At 60.4% G+C, this 17,396-nt stretch carries 20 protein-coding genes; all 20 read right to left on the reverse strand.

Annotated elements, in window-relative coordinates:
* Complete coding sequence (locus tag VM554_04255; protein ID HVJ07571.1) at positions 1-1,020, reverse strand: VWA domain-containing protein; 1,020 nt, start codon at positions 1,018-1,020, stop codon at positions 1-3.
* 93 nt (positions 1,021-1,113) lie between these two features.
* Positions 1,114-1,341 carry a hypothetical protein gene (locus VM554_04260; protein HVJ07572.1) on the reverse strand — a complete coding sequence of 76 codons (228 nt, stop codon included), beginning with the start codon at positions 1,339-1,341 and terminating at the stop codon, positions 1,114-1,116.
* A 56-nt stretch (positions 1,342-1,397) separates the two neighbouring features.
* Positions 1,398-2,276 (reverse strand): hypothetical protein, encoded by an 879-nt coding sequence (locus VM554_04265; GenBank protein ID HVJ07573.1) that lies wholly within the window; start codon positions 2,274-2,276, stop codon positions 1,398-1,400.
* A 72-nt stretch (positions 2,277-2,348) separates the two neighbouring features.
* Positions 2,349-3,749 (reverse strand): flagellar hook-associated protein FlgK, encoded by a 1,401-nt coding sequence (gene flgK / locus VM554_04270; GenBank protein HVJ07574.1) that lies wholly within the window; start codon positions 3,747-3,749, stop codon positions 2,349-2,351.
* A 164-nt stretch (positions 3,750-3,913) separates the two neighbouring features.
* On the reverse strand, positions 3,914-4,270 hold the full coding sequence (locus VM554_04275; protein ID HVJ07575.1) for a hypothetical protein: 357 nt from the start codon (positions 4,268-4,270) through the stop codon (positions 3,914-3,916).
* Positions 4,271-4,322: 52 nt separating this feature from the next.
* Positions 4,323-4,616, reverse strand: coding sequence for a flagellar biosynthesis anti-sigma factor FlgM (gene flgM, locus VM554_04280; protein HVJ07576.1), 294 nt, complete (start codon positions 4,614-4,616; stop codon positions 4,323-4,325).
* A gap of 77 nt (positions 4,617-4,693) precedes the next feature.
* The gene (locus tag VM554_04285) at positions 4,694-5,032 is read right to left on the reverse strand and encodes a hypothetical protein (GenBank protein ID HVJ07577.1); all 339 of its coding nucleotides are present in this window, start codon (positions 5,030-5,032) and stop codon (positions 4,694-4,696) included.
* Entirely contained in the window at positions 5,032-6,216 is a 1,185-nt protein-coding gene (locus tag VM554_04290) for a flagellar basal body P-ring protein FlgI (GenBank protein HVJ07578.1), read from the reverse strand. The genes VM554_04285 and VM554_04290 overlap by 1 nt, the downstream gene beginning before the upstream one ends.
* A gap of 10 nt (positions 6,217-6,226) precedes the next feature.
* Complete coding sequence (locus VM554_04295; protein HVJ07579.1) at positions 6,227-6,937, reverse strand: flagellar basal body L-ring protein FlgH; 711 nt, start codon at positions 6,935-6,937, stop codon at positions 6,227-6,229.
* Positions 6,934-7,458: a flagella basal body P-ring formation protein FlgA gene (locus tag VM554_04300; GenBank protein ID HVJ07580.1), complete on the reverse strand. Its 525-nt coding sequence runs from the start codon at positions 7,456-7,458 to the stop codon at positions 6,934-6,936. Before VM554_04300 ends, VM554_04295 begins: the two co-directional genes overlap by 4 nt.
* A gap of 3 nt (positions 7,459-7,461) precedes the next feature.
* Entirely contained in the window at positions 7,462-8,250 is a 789-nt protein-coding gene (gene flgG, locus VM554_04305) for a flagellar basal-body rod protein FlgG (protein ID HVJ07581.1), read from the reverse strand.
* 33 nt (positions 8,251-8,283) lie between these two features.
* Positions 8,284-9,018 carry a flagellar hook basal-body protein gene (locus VM554_04310; protein HVJ07582.1) on the reverse strand — a complete coding sequence of 245 codons (735 nt, stop codon included), beginning with the start codon at positions 9,016-9,018 and terminating at the stop codon, positions 8,284-8,286.
* A gap of 147 nt (positions 9,019-9,165) precedes the next feature.
* Complete coding sequence (locus VM554_04315; protein HVJ07583.1) at positions 9,166-9,648, reverse strand: chemotaxis protein CheX; 483 nt, start codon at positions 9,646-9,648, stop codon at positions 9,166-9,168.
* A gap of 62 nt (positions 9,649-9,710) precedes the next feature.
* Positions 9,711-10,094: a response regulator gene (locus tag VM554_04320; protein ID HVJ07584.1), complete on the reverse strand. Its 384-nt coding sequence runs from the start codon at positions 10,092-10,094 to the stop codon at positions 9,711-9,713.
* A gap of 61 nt (positions 10,095-10,155) precedes the next feature.
* Positions 10,156-11,058, reverse strand: coding sequence for a hypothetical protein (locus tag VM554_04325; GenBank protein ID HVJ07585.1), 903 nt, complete (start codon positions 11,056-11,058; stop codon positions 10,156-10,158).
* The gene (locus tag VM554_04330; GenBank protein HVJ07586.1) at positions 11,046-11,843 is read right to left on the reverse strand and encodes a FliM/FliN family flagellar motor switch protein; all 798 of its coding nucleotides are present in this window, start codon (positions 11,841-11,843) and stop codon (positions 11,046-11,048) included. The genes VM554_04325 and VM554_04330 overlap by 13 nt, the downstream gene beginning before the upstream one ends.
* Positions 11,844-11,918: 75 nt before the next feature.
* Positions 11,919-12,890, reverse strand: coding sequence for a FliM/FliN family flagellar motor switch protein (locus VM554_04335; GenBank protein HVJ07587.1), 972 nt, complete (start codon positions 12,888-12,890; stop codon positions 11,919-11,921).
* A 19-nt stretch (positions 12,891-12,909) separates the two neighbouring features.
* Positions 12,910-13,863: a FliA/WhiG family RNA polymerase sigma factor gene (locus VM554_04340; GenBank protein ID HVJ07588.1), complete on the reverse strand. Its 954-nt coding sequence runs from the start codon at positions 13,861-13,863 to the stop codon at positions 12,910-12,912.
* A gap of 33 nt (positions 13,864-13,896) precedes the next feature.
* Positions 13,897-16,044: a flagellar biosynthesis protein FlhA gene (flhA, locus tag VM554_04345; GenBank protein HVJ07589.1), complete on the reverse strand. Its 2,148-nt coding sequence runs from the start codon at positions 16,042-16,044 to the stop codon at positions 13,897-13,899.
* A complete protein-coding gene (locus VM554_04350) occupies positions 16,041-17,390 on the reverse strand; it encodes an EscU/YscU/HrcU family type III secretion system export apparatus switch protein (protein HVJ07590.1) in 1,350 nt (449 codons plus the stop codon). The genes flhA and VM554_04350 overlap by 4 nt, the downstream gene beginning before the upstream one ends.
* Positions 17,391-17,396: the final 6 nt, after the last annotated feature.

A 17,396-nucleotide genomic window follows, 5' to 3' on the forward strand; every position in this document is an offset into this window, starting at 1 on the left:
CTATCGGCCCTGCTCAGCCTCGTCCTTCGCCGCCCAGTAGCTGGTGCGCGCCACAACATGCGCACCGTAATCCTGCGCCAGCCGCACCCGCAACGTATGCAGACCGGGCGTGCGATCTGTCGGATGAAAACTCAACAGGTAGCGATTTCGAGCGTGCTTCGCCACCTCCGCGATGCTGTCCTGAAAGGCCTTCTCCCTGGTAAACGGCACATATTCGCCGCCACTCATCACCGCGATTTCTTTCGCAACGTTCTTTCGAACCGCAGCAATCGCCATCATCATCGGGGACAGGATGTTGATCGTGGAACCCGCGGCTCCCCCGCCCTTCACATCGTTCAGAACCTCCGCCTTCGCCGCGGAGTAGGTCACGCTAAGCACAAGCGTATTACTGGTGCCCAGGCGTTCGATGAGTTGCTGCGAATCCACATGCTTGCTGCCATGATCGCGCGATTCGCTGATCAACAGCAGGACGCGGCGGCGGTTGCTGGGTTGCTGTTCCAGCAGGTCGATACAGTAGCTGACCGTATCCAGAATTGCTGCCCCGCCATCTCCTGGCTGCAGGCGCTGCAGGTCCCTTCCGATTGCCTCCGTATCATCCGTGAAATCCGTAAGCAACTGGGGCTGGCTGTCAAAGGTAACCACGGCTGCCTCGCCACGCCCCTGCCCCAGGAACAGATCTACCAGCGGACCAATCCTGCTGATCTTCTGAAATTGCAGCAGACTGGTGCGGCCCTTCTCGATAGCAACTATCAACGACACCGGAGCCTGATCGAAGTCCTCGTCTACCTGAATCTTCTGCGGGACGCCATTGTCTTCGAGGATAAAATCATCGGGCTTCAGGGTATAGACCACATCGCCGGAGTGCATCTCCACCAGCGTCGGAACCAGCACGACCGAGGTATTCACGCGAAAGGTAGGGCTCTCCGGTTGAGCCAGGCAGGAGACAACACAAACTGCGGCAAGGAAGACGATTCCCCAAGCTCGCATAGCGCAGGCGCGCGAGGCTGCTCGACAACTCATCAGTCGGGCCTCTCGGCTCACAGCATCCTTATCTTGAAGGAGGGGAAATCTGAAGTGGTGCCGCATAGGGGTACGGTTCGGGATTGCAAAGAGTCACGCCCGCAATCTTCGCGTCTCCGCATCCATTTTATCGATCCAGTGCAGGAAACGCAGCAGCTCCCATTTCTGCTCCCACACAAATCCGGAAATCTCACGGAAGCCAAGCGTCTCCGCCTTCATGCCGGAGTAGGTCTCAACGCGCCACTTCAGATACTCACTGCGCCACGGCGCCAGTCGATGTCCCCGCGTTGCATTCCATAGAAATCGCACTGCCGCCAGCATCACTCACTCCTGCTGCAAGTATAGATGAGCGAGAGAACTGCGATGGCAGATTGGGTTTAGAGATAGTCGAAGAGACTCCCCTTGCCCAACTTGGCAATCACCTGCGAGAGAGCGGCCTGCTGCGTCTGAGCTGCGCTCAACTGTGTGGCTACCTTGGCGTAATCGGCCTGGATCAGATCTGTCTGCGCCGACAGCAATTGCGTGGATTCGCTTTGCGCGGCACTCTGCGCGGCGGAGAGGCGCGAGATGGAGTTATCAATCACGATACGCTGGCTGCTTACGTAATTCAGCACGCTGGTCAGCTTCTGGGTATCCGCCACGGCTGTGGCTGACGCGGGATAGCTTGCAAAATCGGCTACAAGCTGATTCAGCGTGCCCAGCACGTCATTGCCCGGCGCGGTGAATATCTTGTCCCCGGTAACGTTCAACTGGATCGACTGCCCATTGGGAGTCACCAGGCTATTGGTCGTCGAGCCACCCTGGTAGCCGCTAGTGGCGGTGGGAAACGGAGCGCTGGTTCCCTTGCTGTCAGCAAAGACGTACACCCCAAGATAGCTGGTGTTTGCCAGTGCAACGACCTCATCGCGAATCCCGGCAATCTGTGCGGAAATCGACTGCAGATTCGAGGCGTTCATGGTCCCATTGTTCGCCGAGGTGGCGAGGGAGATGGCCTGGGTCAACTGAGAGACGACCGAGCCCAATGCAGTATCCGTCACCTGGAGCATGCCATGGACGGAACTTGCCGTTTGGGTGAAGGTGTCATCCCGGGATATCTGATTGCTCAGCAGCACATTCTGCCCGGAAGCTACTGGATCATCGGACAGCGTGTTGACGCGCTTTCCACTGGCCAGCTCCTGCGTCAACTGCTGCTGTGATGCCACTGTCTGGTCCAATGCCCCTACAAGATTTGAAACATAAAGCGGATTCACGCGCATCGCTGCTTCTCTCCCTGTCTTGCTGCCTGCGTTCTCGTGCACATCTTGTGCCAGCCCTCTGTAGAGGCGGGCCTAGCTTACCGTGCTCTGCTCTCCAAGGTTCAGCGCCGAGGCCATCACCGAGTTCAGGATGGAAAATACCTTCGACGCCGCCTGAAAGGATCGCTCCAGATTGCTCATGGCAGCGGCCTCCTCGTTCAAGTCCACCGTCGACAGCGCATTCCGCTGGTTCTGGAGTTGCGTCAGCGATGCCTGCTGCGCAGTGTTCTGCGTGCTGCTAGCAGCTACGTTGCTGCCAAAGACAGTCACAAAGGAGGAGTAGAAGCTGGTCGCCGTCTGCCCGGGCGCGATCGTTGAATTCATCGGATCGGCCATATTGATGGCATTCGAATTATCCGTAGCTGCCCCACTCGACGTTGCCGCAGCTATACCGCTCGGATCGGTCAAAACCACCGACATATTCAGCGCGGCTCCGGTTACAGCCGCCGGCGGGGCGAAGATATTGCCCCCCGCGGCTCCTGTCGCATCATAGCCGCCGCTGTTCATCGAATTGATCTTGGTTGCGATGCCATAGGCGAGCTGATCCAGCGAGCTTTGCAAATTTGGAATATCCAGGTCCCTCACCGCGAGCATGCCGCCGAGTTGACCGCCCCCTGCAACAAGCTGCGAGGTAATATCCGTCGTGCCAGAGTAGAAATGGGTCACGCCGCCGGAGGAGGAGGCCGTCAACGGGACCGCTACATCCTTGGCCACCAGCACCGCGCCTGAGGTAGTGGTCACCGTCAGGCCATTGCCCTCGGTGGGTATCGTATGGATGCCGATCAACTGCGACAATTGCAGCAGATCCTGCTGTCTCTGATCCTCCAGCACTCCCGCATCGGTGGAAGGAGAGCCCGACTCGATCTGCCGGTTCAGGGAAGCGATCGACTGACTGAGCGAGTTCACCTGGCTAAGCAGAGAGCTGGCCTGATTGTCGAGCGAGGATCGTTGCTGACCCAGGCTGGCAGCCGCGTTCTGAATCGACTGCGCCAGCGTATTGGCTGCACTCAGCACCTGCTGGCGCAGCGACGTGTCGCTTGGACCGCTCTCGAGCTGCGCCATGGAATTGTAAAAGCCGCTGATCGCCGAAGCGATTCCGCTCGAGGATGCGCTCGACCCACTCTGGCTGAAGATTCCCTCGACGTTATTCAGAGCGGCAAGCCGCGCACTGCCTGCTGCCGTCACCTGTGTCTGCTGTTGCAGGCGCTGCTCCAGCACGCGGTCACGCTGCGAAACAGAGCCGGTGAACGAGACTCCCATGCCATAGCTGAGCCCGCTCAGATGCACGGGATCGTTCTCCTGCCAGATTGCAGCTTCGCGGGTATAGCCCGGCGTGTTCGCGTTGGAGGTATTGTTGGCTACAACATTGAGCGCCGATTGATCCGCCGCCAAGGCTCCGGTCGCGATATTCCAGGCTGTATTCAACGTTCCCATCGATCACCCTTTCGACGTGTTGATCCCGGAATACTGGTTCCGGAAATGCAGTGGTATGGACCTGGCCGTTCCAGGACGGCTAGCGAACCTGATTGGCAAGAAGCAAAACTTTCGGAGTCGCGAACACTTTCAGAGCGGCAAAACTTTCAGAGCTGCAAAACTTTTCAGAGCTGCGAACATGCGGGCCGCGAATATTCCTCGGCGCTGCGCTCGGTAATCCGTCGCAGCAATTGAAGATTGCGCCGCGTCTGCTCCAGGAGGCATTTGAGGATACGATGTGACTCGCGCGCACTCGTCGCTTCCATTGTCGTTACTCGTCCGGTCATGCGCTCACAGCCCCGGGCCAGTGATTCGAGACGATCCGCGTCCAACTGCGTCAACGCCTCGATAGTGGCACGCAAGGTCGAATCCAGCTCCGGCCGCGGCTCCTCGGAGAGAGTGCCGAGATCCTTAAGCTCCCCCCTCTGCTCCATTCGTGTGAATGCTGCTGGTGCGGATGATGCTCGCGTGAATGCTGCCATCGTTTCACTCCCTCTTCAGACGCACTGTAGCGTTGCCGTAACCTGCACGTACCTATCGCTGCAGCATGGAATCGATCAGGCTGGCGGCTACCTCGGAGTTGCTCACCTTGTACGTTCCCGCAGCCAGGGCCTGCTGAATGGCGGTCACCTTCTCCATTCGCACATCCGAAGCTGCTGCCGCTTGTGTTGCCAGGCTGGCGGCGGAACTTACGTGTGCTTCATCTGCCGCAAGACCAACCTTTTCGCGAGACAACGTGGAGACCTTGGCGCCCTTCCGCCCTGCCGGAGAAACCGCCTCATTACCGAGAATGTGTTGCAGACTTTGGAATCGATCGTTAATGTTCATCCGTCTCTCCTACCCCCCACAATATCGGCAGATTGGAGGAGTAACTTGAACGATTTCCGGCTAAACCGCTAAAAGAATCAGACGCCCCGAAGCGAAACTCCCGCGGCTGCCGGTGCAGCATGTTTTGTGGGCTTAACGTCAAGCCTGTCAAGGATCTGGCGAGCAATGCCCAGGCCGCCATGCTGGGAGAGCGCGCACGCCAGCGACTCCGAGGCGAACCCCGTGAGGGCGTTGCCGCTGCCTCCATCGGCGCCGGCATCCTGCGCCTTTTCGGCAAAGAGGGAATCCTCCTGCAACGGCTTCATCAACTCGCTCATCATGCTGGCTTCAAACTGATGAGCCGCGGACGCCAGCCGGGAGTGTTCTGCCCTTCCTGCCTCGGGCGCGCCGATTTTTGCTGCAACCGACCAATCCATCACAATACCTCCAGTTCCGCTTCCAGTGCGCCAGCTTCCTTCATCGCCTGCAGGATGGAGATGACGTCGCGGGCCGAGGCCCCTATCTGCTGCAGACTTTGCACCAGATCGTCCACCGTGGCACCCTGCTTCAGCTCTATCCGGTTGACCGGCTTGTCCTGCGCCTGCACCGTCGTCTGTTGCACCACCTGGGTCGTGCCTCCCGAGAACGGGTTTGGCTGCGACACCTCAAAATCACTGGTCACGTTGACCGCGAGGCCGCCGTGAAGGATCGATACCGGCTGCAGCCGTACATCTCCGCCGATCACCACCGTGCCGGTTCTCTCGTTGACAACGACCTTGGCGCGCGGATACACCTGCACATTCACGGCCTCCACTCTCGCCAGCACTTCGGGGATATCTTCCGTGGAGGCAATGGCCAGATCGATTCTGCGGCTATCAACGGCATGCGCCAGGGGGCGGGCCAGCTCCCGGTTGATGGCGCCGGCCATGCTCTCCGCAGTGCGGAAATCCGCATCGTTCAGCAGCAGCGAAAGGCCATGGAGCTGCTTCAGATCGAGCGGTACGGGACGCTCCACGATTCCACCGGAGGGCACACGTCCGGTTGTGGGATGGTTCAATTGCCGGGAATTTCCGTTCGCACCCGCCGAGTATCCGCCGATCACAAGCGGTCCCTGGGCCTCGGCATAGATCTGCCCATCGGGACCATAGAGCGGCGTCATCAGCAGCAGCCCTCCTTCAAGCGTGCGCGCGTCCCCTGCCGAAGAGACGGTGATATCCAGCTTGCTCCCCGGACGGCTGAAGGGCGGCAGCGTTGCGGCAACAAAAACCGCTGCCATATTCTGCACGCGCATGGAAGACGAACTGGAGGATTGCGGCAGCGTCACTCCCATCCTCTGCAAGGTTGAGATCAGTGTCTGCATGGGAAAGTAGGTTTGCGAGCTGTCCCCGGTGCCCCGCAAGCCAACCACGATTCCATAGCCGATCAACTGGTTATCGCGGATTCCCTCGATAGTCGCTACGTCCTTCACGCGTGCCAGCTTCACTCGCACCTCAGCGGCGCGAACTTCCGCGGACGGCGTCACGGCGAGCAGGAGCGCAACGAGCGACAGCAATGCAATCGCCCGCCGGCGTGGCGGGATTCCCCGAACCGGAATAGAAAAAACTGCGTTTGAGAAAGTCACAACCTGTCCTCTAGAAGATCAGTAACCGCTGAAAAAGCCTGACGATCACGTTTGGGCGGTAGGTGTAGTCGTTGATGATGCCCTTGCCGACGACCTCAAGTTCCAGATCGGTGATGGCCGTCGAGAGCACCTGGTTATTCGGGCTGATGTCCTCGGGCCGTATCAGCCCGCGCATACGGATCAACTGCGTCTGTTGGTTGAAGGTCGCCTGGCGAACCGCCTGGACCACCAGCATTCCATTCGGCAGCACATCCATCACTTCGCCCCCGAGAGTCGTGCTCAGGCTGGAGTTGGTGACGCTCTGCCCTTGCGCATTGAGCGCAGATGCCGAGTTCTGATTGATCAGGTTCTGCAGGGCATTCGAAGACGACACCTTGCCGAGTAATCCCGAGATCGACGAGCTCGCACTCGATCCGCGGGAGTTCTTCACGGCTCCATCGGTGGATGCGGCCAGATTTTCCGAGACAATAATCGAAACAACATCATGGAGGTGAACCGCCTTCATATCGCTCGAGAGGCGCGTCATACGGCCATTCGGGCACCAGATCGAGCCGGGCGTTCTCACCTCCGCCGCACTCTCGGCACGTACCCTTTCAATGTATGCGGTCAATGCAACGTCGGGGGGCGTCGGCTTCGTACTGGGCCGCAGAATGTTGTGTCCGGCAATTGCCATCGGCTGTACGAAAAATAAAACCGTCACAGTTACAAGAAAAGCTCTCATGGCAAAACCTCATTCGTCTTTGCAAAGGGTTCGATCCCAGGGATGAGTCCGGCCTGGCCTGGTCCCAGCACAGCGGCCGTCAGCACGCTGCCTCCCCCCACCAGACGCACCTTGATTCGCGTGCCCTTGGCGCCGGATTCGAGTGCAATCGCCTGCAGCGCCAGATGTACCACTGAGGTCTCCTCGACTAACGCAATGGTTTCGCCCGCATGGATCTCGACTGGTTCTCTTTTTGCCACCGCTACTGTGGCATTTCCCTGTCCTGCTTTCGCTGCGCCTGCCGTCGGCGGGGCCAGGGCGACCAGCCTGCCCGGCCCACCGGGATGGGCACAATCCTTCAGCAGCCCCCAACTCTTCCCCAGCGCGGGATCTTCAATGGAACGCACCACGCTGCTATCTCCACGCTGCATGCCCGCCGCCGGCTGGCACGCGGCCTGCGAAGACCGCGGAGCCACGACGAGCAGGCACAGAACCGGAAGCAGCGCGAGAGCCGGCGTCGAAGAGGGATTGGACTCAGGCATCCATTACCTCGCCATATTGTTGACTTGGCTATACATGTCGTCGGCCGCGCGGATCACCTTTGAATTGCTCTCATAGGCGCGCTGCGCCAGCACCATCTGCACGAATTCACTCACGACATCAACATTCGAATTTTCCAGATATCCCTGCTGCAGCGTTCCCAGCCCCTCGATGCCTCCTGGGTTTGCCAGCACAGGGTCTCCAGAAGAGAGCGTTGCCTGCAGCAGATTCGATCCAATGCTGTTCAGGCCCCCTGGGTTCACAAAGGTCGCGAGCTGAATCTGGCCGAGCTGCTGCGGATTTGTCTGCCCGGGAATGGTGGCATTCACCACTCCGTACTGCGTAATGGTTACGGCAGTCGCGTTCTGAGGAATGGTGATGTTCGGCTGCACCGGATCTCCATCGGAGGTCACCAGCGTTCCCTGGTTGTTCAGATGAAAGGCACCGGCGCGGGTATACGCGAGCGTGCCGTCTGGACGGAGAACCTGGAAGAATCCATGCCCGGTAATCGCGATGTCCAGGGGATTGCTGGTATTGTTCAGCTCACCCTGCGTCATGATGACCTCGGTCGCCGACGATCTGGTCCCGAGGCCAACCTGCAATCCGGCAGAGACGGTCTGCTGGCTCTGCGCGGCACCCGGCGTTACCAGGTTTTGATAAATCATGTCTTGAAACTGCAAACGGCGCTGGCGGAAGCCGGCAGTGGAAGAGTTGGCGAGATTGTTGGCGATCGTATCCAGGTTCATCTGCTGGGCGCTCATCCCGCTCGCCGCTGTATATAGGGCTCGAATCATCTTCGTTTCTCCTCGTAGCTTGATGTACTTTGTCTAGACGCGCGGCAGATCTTCACTCGCCGTCTTGTCGAAATCCGTATGAAAGATGGAGAGCGCCTTCTGCATCATCTCCGCCTGCCGCTGCACAAGAATCATCTGCAGGCTGCCCTGAATCACATCCTGATTCGAAGACTCCAGCGCCCCCTGATGCAGACTCGCCTTCGACAAAACAGGCTTCGCACTCTGAGCCGCCACGTAGCGATTCGTGCCCTCCGGCGTCAGATCCGTCACATTGGCGAAGGAATAGACGCCGATCTGCCCGGCTACCCCGCCGGCGACAGAGACAGCGCCATCGGAGCCGATGCTGATCTCTCCGGGAGGCAGCAGCAGAGGCTTGCCCTGCGCGGACATCACCGCCTCTCCCGCCAAGGTCGTCAGGGTTCCATTGGTGGCGCGAAGGAAGGCCCCATCGCGCGTATATCGAATTCCTGTCTTGGTTTGGATCGCAAAGAATCCCTGCCCTTCGATCGCCAGATCGAGCGCATTCCCGGTATTGGTGAGCGCACCCTGCGACAGGCTCAACTGGTTGCCGCCGAGAACGCCAAAGTCGTTCACCGTCCGGTTCAATTGCGATTCGAGAGCATGCGGGCCCATCACCGCGCCGCGAAAATATTCCCGCTCGGCGCGGAAGCCGGTGGTATTGGCGTTTGAAAGATTACTGGCTGCGGAGTCAAGCGCCTCACTGCGCGCCAAGAGACCCGAATACGCTGCGTAGTAGCCACTGTCCAAGGCTGAATCTCCTCGCCGTTGAGAGTTGCATTTCAGGGACCAAGCGGCGAGGAGAGGAAATTAGAAAGTGCTTAGAGCGTGAGGTTGGAGCGTGCGATGAGAGCGTTGCGCCGCGGAGCAGCTTGCGGCTGCGGACGATCGTTTGGCCTATTCCAGCGCCGAGTCACCCAGGATGCTCACCCAGAAGCGCCTGCCCTGAAAAGCAAAGCTCCGCTCCAGATGCAGAGGTGCCCGATGCGTGTAGATGTGATAGCTGGTTCCGCTGACGATTGTAGGCACGGAGAGCATGCAGGCTGACGCCAGCGCTGGAGTCTTTCCCTTCCATGCACCCACGAGCATGTTGCACACCTCTCCGAGTGCATCGTTCACCGTGCCGTCGATTTCGCTAAACTCCATTCCCGTCAGAAGTTCCGCCATGCCCAGCGCCACCGCCTCCTCCATGCGCAGGACAAACGTTCCACTCAACACTCCCGCCATTCCGACGACAGCGGTCATGATCTCACCGGTCAGCGAAGCCGGTTCCGAACTCGATTCCACCGGCTCGCACGCAACGTTCATCATCACGCGAAAAACCTCTTCGACCGCCTCGTCCAGCGCCAGCAACTGCACGTTCTCCTTCACCTCAGGCATCCGCTCTCCAAACTTTTCTTTTTTGCACTCGTGCTTCAACGCACTCTAAGGTGCATGGAAGGTTATGCCGATTCCAGCAAAGGCAGCACGCGGTCCTTGACCTGCTCCGCGGTGAATGGTTTGCGAATATACCCCTGCGCTCCGGCCAGCAGCGCCTGCCGTACATGCTCCTCGCTGCTCTCGGTCGTAATCATCACCACCGGCGCGCCGGGAGCGAGATCCTGTTCGCGCAGCAGACGAACAAACTCCAGCCCATCCATCTTGGGCATGTTGATGTCAGAGAGGATCAGATCCACCCGATGATTCCGCAGAACCTCCAGCCCTTCCGTTCCGCAAGAGGCCTCCAGCACGGTCGTCAGCGCAAGACCCGCCTGGCGAAGACCGCGCTCCACAATCTTCCGCATGACCGAAGAATCGTCGACGATCAGGGCACAAATATCACTCATTCCTTAACCTCGTACTCCATTTCCCTTTATCGGCGTTCCGGCGCATCTCTCTAGTGGCTGCTCAGTGAGTGGAACCAATGGAGCAGACCACATCTTCGATCTCCTCGCGCCGCACGGGTAAGGCTGCGCCCCGCGCTCCATGCCACATCCGCATCCAATAACAATCGTGCATGCGCACCAGCCGGGCCTCAAAGGGCTTTGACCGCTCCACCAGGCGCGTCAAAGCATGAACCATGGCATTCGCATCGACAGCTTCGATCAGGGTAGCCTTGGGGAAAGGGCCTTCCGCAAGCAGGCGAGAGTGTCCGCGCAAAAATTCGGAGGTGCTAACCAGTCCCGCCTCGACGCGCAATCCCGTGATGCGCTCGATGGCAAAGGTCACGCAGCGATCGATGCGATCCTCAAAGCCCACATGCAGCAGCCTTCCAGCCCGCACACGAATCGGCAGAATCCCGAAGGCCTCCACTAGAAGCCGGGGGACGACCGCTCCCATCTCCTGGTCAGGAAGTTCTTCCACGGAGAAGACCGGGCAATTCCATTGCAGGCTCAGCGCGCGGGTCACCAGTCGCTCCTCGATATGGGCATCGCGGATCAGCCAGCTTCCCAGGCGTCCATGGCCAGCTGCCTTTTGCGCCTGCAAGGCAGCCTTCAGCTGGGCCTGGGTGATCCAGCCCTCGGCCAGCATCAGGAGTCCCAGCGGAACCCGGTGACGATGCTCGACCGGCGCGGCCTGCTGGCCATCCATCTCATGCCGGACGGCTACAGTGATGCGCTGCCGTGTACACTCCTCGCTGCAGCTCCAGCCGCCAGCAAAGACGGGCACCTGGCGGCGGCGCCACAAATGCAGCCAACTGGTCGAACAAGAGGGATTCGCGCAAACAGGAAACAGCGAAGAGACACGGTCGGCCACGTCGCTATACTTTTTGGCTTTCTCCCACCGTCCGGCTTTTTCTAAAAGAGGCATCGAATACTCTCCAGACGCTTCTGCGGCTCGGAAACCTCCGTGATCCGCAATCCAAAGTTGCCATTCACCAGCACCACCTCTCCACGGGCCACGATCTTGTCGCCTACGATCAGGTCCACCGGATCGGCCACGTGGCGATCCAGTTGCACAACATCGCCCGGCCCCAGCTCCATCACCGCGCTCAGCGGCATCTCGCGGGATCCGAAGCGCAGCGAAGCTTCGAGCTCCACATCGAGCAGCAGATCCATGCGACCTCCTGCGGCCCGCTCTCCCCCGCTCCGCTGCGATGGCCGGGGTGCGCCATCTCCCGCTGCGCTGGCCTGCTTTTCGCGGCTCCGCGAAGGCGGCTGGCTTGGCGCGGCCTCGAGTGGCAAGAGCCGAGTGGCGTCGACCAGTAATAACGGAACCGGCTGCTCGCCCACTGTGAGCAGGAACGGCACGCCCTCCGCCGAGCCAGTGTCCGGCTCCTCGGTCGCGCGCGCCATCAGTTCCCTGCCCAGTCGGCTGGAGTATTGATCGGCCACCGCTGTTGCGATCCGTTCGAAGAGCTCCGGCCACAGGGTCAGCACCGCATCGGCACCAAGCCTGGGCAGCGATTCGAGTGCCTGCTTCTCCAACTTGACGAGAAAGCGGCCCTCCATCGCGCCGCTTACCGCTGCGCCAAAGACGACGAAAGTTGCCCCTGGAGGCACCGCGGCCTGCGGTGCCAGTACGACCTTGGCTTCCAGGGCCTGGGAAAGGATGGGAGCGGCAAGCTCGGACCAGCTATCGAGAAAGGGTGTCATTGGATCCTCTCCGCGCAGGTATCGCGCGATTGTTTTGCTTCCATTCGTTCCGGCGCTTCATGGTATTTGGGCGCTTCATGGAAGCGGCCTCAGCAGAGGTTCTGCGAGAAGAGCTGTCAGGTGCGCTCCCCGATGCTCCTCGTGGCTCACGGGATGCGCTTCAAAGAGTGGGACCCCTGCCACCCGCAGCTCCCCGGGTCGATTGGAAGGCAGCCGAAACTGGACGATCCTGCCCGGCTCCAGGTTGTCGAGGTCGCGGGCGGAGATCCGCACCGGCGGAAGCTGCAGCGCAGCGCCGAAGCGGATCATGGCACATCGTTCGCGAATCCGTTGGCGGGTCTCGGCGGAGTGTCTCCTCTGTTTGCCCCAATCGCCAATCAGGCGTCGCAGAATCGTATTCGAGACCACTGCTGGAAATGCGAGATTGAGCAGTCCGCTCGACTCCGGCATGCGGATTTCAAAGCTCAGACAAAGAGTCTTCTCCGTCACCGGCATAATGCGGGCAATCTGCGTCTGCATCTGACGCTTCTCAAAATTGAAGCTCAGACCTACCGGCTGCCATGCAGAACTCAATTCGCGGCAGATGACCTCAACCACGCTGCCGAGAATGGATTCCTCGATATCGGTCAGCTCCCGTATGGCTCCCGGCCTGCCTTCGCCGCCCAGCAGCAGATCGATCATCGGAGGCGCAAGGGCCAGATCGAGTTGCAGCACCGAGAGCGCTCCCAGCGGCTCCAGGCGCACAGAGCCAACATAGGCCACCTCGGGAATCCGCATCAGAAATTCATTGAAGGGCAACTGCTCAGCCGAAACCAGGTTCACCTGAAAGCTGCTGCGCAGCCACACCCCGAGATTGTGCGTGAGGTTGCGCGCGAACATGTCGTTGAGCATGCTGATGGCGCGCATCTGCTCGTTGCTGATCTGCCCTGCGCGGGAGAAGTTGTATCCCTGAAGCTTCGAACCTGCATCCACCCTGGCGGCTGTCTTGCGGAGGTTTGCCGCCTGGAAGAGCGCGTCGATTTCGTCCTGCTTGAGTACTTTTTCCATGGAACCTTCCTATGCTCTTCTACCGCGCTCTGGCTGCGGTGCGGCCGCTCTTCTTCGCCTGACCCATAGATTGCCTGGCAGTGGCCGAGGCCAGATCGGCAAGCATCGCCCGCAGATGAAGCACCGCCGAGGCGTGAATCTGCGAGACCCGCGATTCGACCACTCCCAGCGTCAGGCCAATCTCCTTCATCGTCATCTCCTCGTAGTAATAGAGAGTCATCACCAGCCGCTCCCGCTCCGGCAGCTCGCCAATGGAGTCGGCAAGCCTCTGCTGCATCTCGCCCCGCAGGCAGCGGAAGAGCGGATCCTCCTCCGGCTTCGACGGAATATACGCGAGCTCTTCTTCGCCTGAATCCTCGGAGCGCTCCACGTGCAGGGTGCCGATCTCAAGTCCCTTCAGCTCCCCGAGCAATTGCTGATACTCTCCCAGCTCCATATGCATCTCGCCGGCGACATCCTGCTCCGTGGGAGCCTTGCCCAATTGCATCGTCAGCGAACGGATGGCCTCCTCCACCGCCCTGCCCTTGCGGCGAAGATCGCGCGGACCCCAATCTAGTGTGCGCAGGCTGTCGAGGATCGCGCCGCGAATGCGGAACTGAGCATAGCTGCGAAACTGCACCTTCTTGGCCGGATCGAATTTGTTGAGAGCATCCAACAGTCCAACCATGCCGGCGCTGACCAGATCCTCCAACTCCACATGCTGCGGCAGCCGCTCGTGAATGCGCCGCGCCAGAAAGCGGACGATCGGCAGATGCTCGACCAGCAGCCAGTCCTCCTGCGTGGCGGCCTCTTCGGCTTCCTTACCTGCCCCGCCGCTGTAGACCTGGGCACAGGCAGCCTCCGACGCCCTCTCGGGAGTTGTGGGGTTTGCCGAGGAACGCAACGCTGGCGGCAAGACTCCTGCAGGAGAAGCCCCCATCGCCGCTTCGACGCCCTCAGCATAGTTCCCGTGCTTCATGTTCATGTACGTCATACCTCTCCCTCCTCCGCTACCCGCCGCAATCGGCTATCGAATCGTGCCCACCGCTCGCAGCCTGGTCTCCGGCGGAATCTCCGCGGGAGACACCACCGTCACTCGCGGCACCAGCGGCTCCAGCCAGCGGCGCAGGTAATAGCGCGCCGGACTCGGACAAAGAAGCACGGGAAGTGCCGAGGAAGACTGGGAACCGATTAGACCCTTCAAAGAATCGACCACCCGCTTCAGCAGCGGTGTACTTCTGCCGAGTCCATCGGTAAGCTGACGCGCGCCGGCATCGGCTCCGAAGTAGCTCAGCAGCTCCTCCTCGATTGCCGGGTCGAAGAGCAGGACCGGCAGCGATCCATCCGCATCGAGCAGCGGGCGAACCAGTCGGCGGCTGAGAGCCTGCCGGCAACACTCCACCAGGTAGGGCAGACTCTTATTCGCCGGTGCCACATCGACGAGGGTTTCCAGAATGGTGCCGAAGTCGCGAATCGATACCTGCTCACGCAACAGTTGCTGCAGCACCTTCTGCACCTCGCCCAGCGTCATCACCTTGGGCACCAGCTCCTCGGCCAGCTTGGGGTGCGATTCGCTCATCGAATCCATCAGGCGCTTGACCTCGGGCCGCCCCAGCAGCTCATGGGCATGCTGGCGAATCAGCTCCGCGAGATGCGTGCTCATCACGGTGATGGGATCCACCACCGAGTAGCCTGCCGCAATTGCCTGATCTTCCAACGCCGGAGCAATCCACAGCGCCGGAACTCCAAAGGCAGGCTCACGTGTCTCCCGCCCCGGCAGCGGCAGGCGATGCGGATCTCCCGAGACGGCCAGCAACGCATTGCCTTCCGTCTGCCAGCGGCCCATCTCGATTCCATGCAGGGAGCAGACATACTCCCGTGGCTTGAGCCGTAGATTGTCGGAGATGTGCACCGGAGGAATCAGGAAGCCGAGCTCCGTGGCAAGATGGCGGCGCAGCGTACGCACCCGTCCCAGAAGCTGACCTCCCTGCTTTTCATCCACCAGCGGAATCAGTTGGAAGCCGATCTCCAGGCTCAGATCCTCCATACGCAGCAGCGAAGCCATGTTGTCGCTCTGCACCGGATCGGCCTTCTTCGGCTCGGCCTCCTGCACCGCGGCAGCGGCCAGCGAGCGCCTGGCAATCGATCGGCCCAGCAGCGCCAGCCCGATCGACACCAGAAGGAACGCCAGCTTGGGCAGTCCGGGAATCAAACACATTGCGGCCAGAACTCCGCTGGCAATGTAGAGAGTGTTCGAACGCGAGAACAACTGCGTGCCCAGTTCTCCACCCAGGCTTCCGGAGGAGGAGGCGCGCGTCAGCACAATGCCTCCTGCGACCGACACCAGCAACGAAGGAATCATCGTCACCAGTCCATCGCCGACCGTCAGGATCGTGTAGGTCCGGACTGCCTCCGCAAGATCCACGCCCTGCTGCAATACCCCGATCAGCAGCCCGGCAATAATGTTGATCGCGGTGATCAGAATCGTGGCCAGGGCATCCCGCTGATTGAAGCGGGCAGCTCCGTCCATCGCGCCGTAAAACTCCGCTTCATGGGCGATCTCCCCGCGCCGCTTGCGGGCCGTGGCCTCATCGATCAGGCCGGCGTTCATATCCGCATCGATCGCCATCTGCTTACCCGGCAGCGCATCGAGAGTAAAGCGAGCGGTGACCTCGGCAGTTCGCACCGCGCCATGGCTGATTACCAGAAACTGAATCGCGATCAACGCCAGGAACAGTACGAACCCGACCACATAGTTGCCGCCAACGACAAACTGTCCGAAGGCCTCGATCACATGACCGGCCGCCGCCGTGCCCTCGCTTCCATGCAACAGAATGCGGCGGCTGGAGGCGATGTTCAGCGACAGGCGAAAGAGCGTCAGCAGGAGCAGCAGCGTCGGGAAAACCGAAAAATCTACCGCCCGGCGAACCTGCACGGCGGAGAGAAACACCAGAACCGCAGCGGCCAGCGAAAGAGCCAGCAAGAGATCCAGCAGAATCGCCGGCATGGGGACCAGCATGACGAAGACAACGCTGATCGCCCCAACCGGCAACATCAGGTCGCGGGCCAGCTTCATCAGGCGCGCACCCCATCCGCCTTTTCCTCCAGGAGCGGTTCCAGATCCCTGTGCTGCTGGCCGCATCCTCGTCGGAGCCGCCATAGCATTTGTACTCATCGCTCGTCCCTCTTCCACTGATTGCCATCAGGCTGCGTTTCTGTATCTGTCCCGGTGTCATTTGTCCCGGTTTTATCTGTCCCGGTTGCATGTGCCCCGGTTGTATGTGTCCCGGCCGTGTCTATTTCGGTAGCATCGATTTCGGTTGCGCTGCCGGAAGAGGTCTCGGTTCCGCGTTTCTCCTGGGTGGAGATTCCATCCGTGGACCGGGTTCCCGAACCGCTGGGCGACGCAGCCGGAGCCGCGCGCTGCGCCTTTGTCTGTGCCGCAGCCTCAGCAGCACGTTGCCGCTTCATCCTCTCCTCCACTTCCTGCCGATAGAGGAATGCAAGGATTCCCGCGACCGCTGCATACAGATCGAACGGAATCGGCTGGCCGGGCTCGACCGAACGATAGAGCGACCTGGCCAGTGGGGGATTCTCCACGATCGGCACACCCGCCCACCTCGCCTCGCTCTTCATCTGCTCCGCGATCAGGTCGCGTCCTTTTGCCAGAACCCGGGGAGCCTCCATGGTGTCGAAGTCAAAGCTGAGAGCAACCGCAAAGTGCGTGGGATTTGTAATCACAACGGTTGCATTACTAACGTCTTCCCGCAGCTTGCGGTGACGCATCTGCCGCTGCAGGCCACGAATGCGGCTGCGGATCTGAGGATTGCCCTCCGACTCCTTGTACTCGTCGCGCATGTCCTGCTTGCTCATCTTCAGGCGCTGCTCCCAGCTGCGCCACTCGATCGCGAAGTCGACTGCCGCCCATGCAAAAATGATCCATGCAGCATCCATCAGCAGGCTGTAGACATCACCAAACATGGTCTGCAGCCGTACCAGGCTGAGCGCTGCCATCGCGTCCTGATGCCGGATCTTTTGATAGGCAAGCACGCTCAGCGCCAGCGCGGGGATCAGCGATTTTCCCAGCCGGGCCGTTGCCCGCAGAGAGAAGATATTTTTCAGGTTGGATACCGGATTCAGCCGGTCAAACTTAGGTTGCAGCGCTTCGCCATGAAAGCTGAGCCCGCCCCCCTGGGCGATTCCTGCCACCAGCGTCGCGCTTGTAACTGCGGCAAACAAGAGCAGCAAAGGAGAGAGAAGCTCGAGCGCCACCGAGCGAAGCTGGAGTACCGCGGCAACGCCCTGGTCGCGGTCCCAGCCTGCCTTCAGGCCCAGCAGCAGGAACTGCTGATAACTACTCGTCCATGTCTCCACCCAGCGCGGCGCGACCGACCCCAGCAGTAGAACGCCAGCCAGCATTCCGCAGCCCGATAGCAGCTCGCGGCTCCGTGGCAGGTCGCCTTTCTCGCGAGCTTTCTGTTTCTTTCTTGGAGATGCCTGCTCGGTGCGGTCCGAACTCATGCGATC

The organism is Acidisarcina sp. (genome assembly GCA_035539175.1).
Classification (GTDB): Bacteria; Acidobacteriota; Terriglobia; order Terriglobales; family Acidobacteriaceae; genus JANXZS01.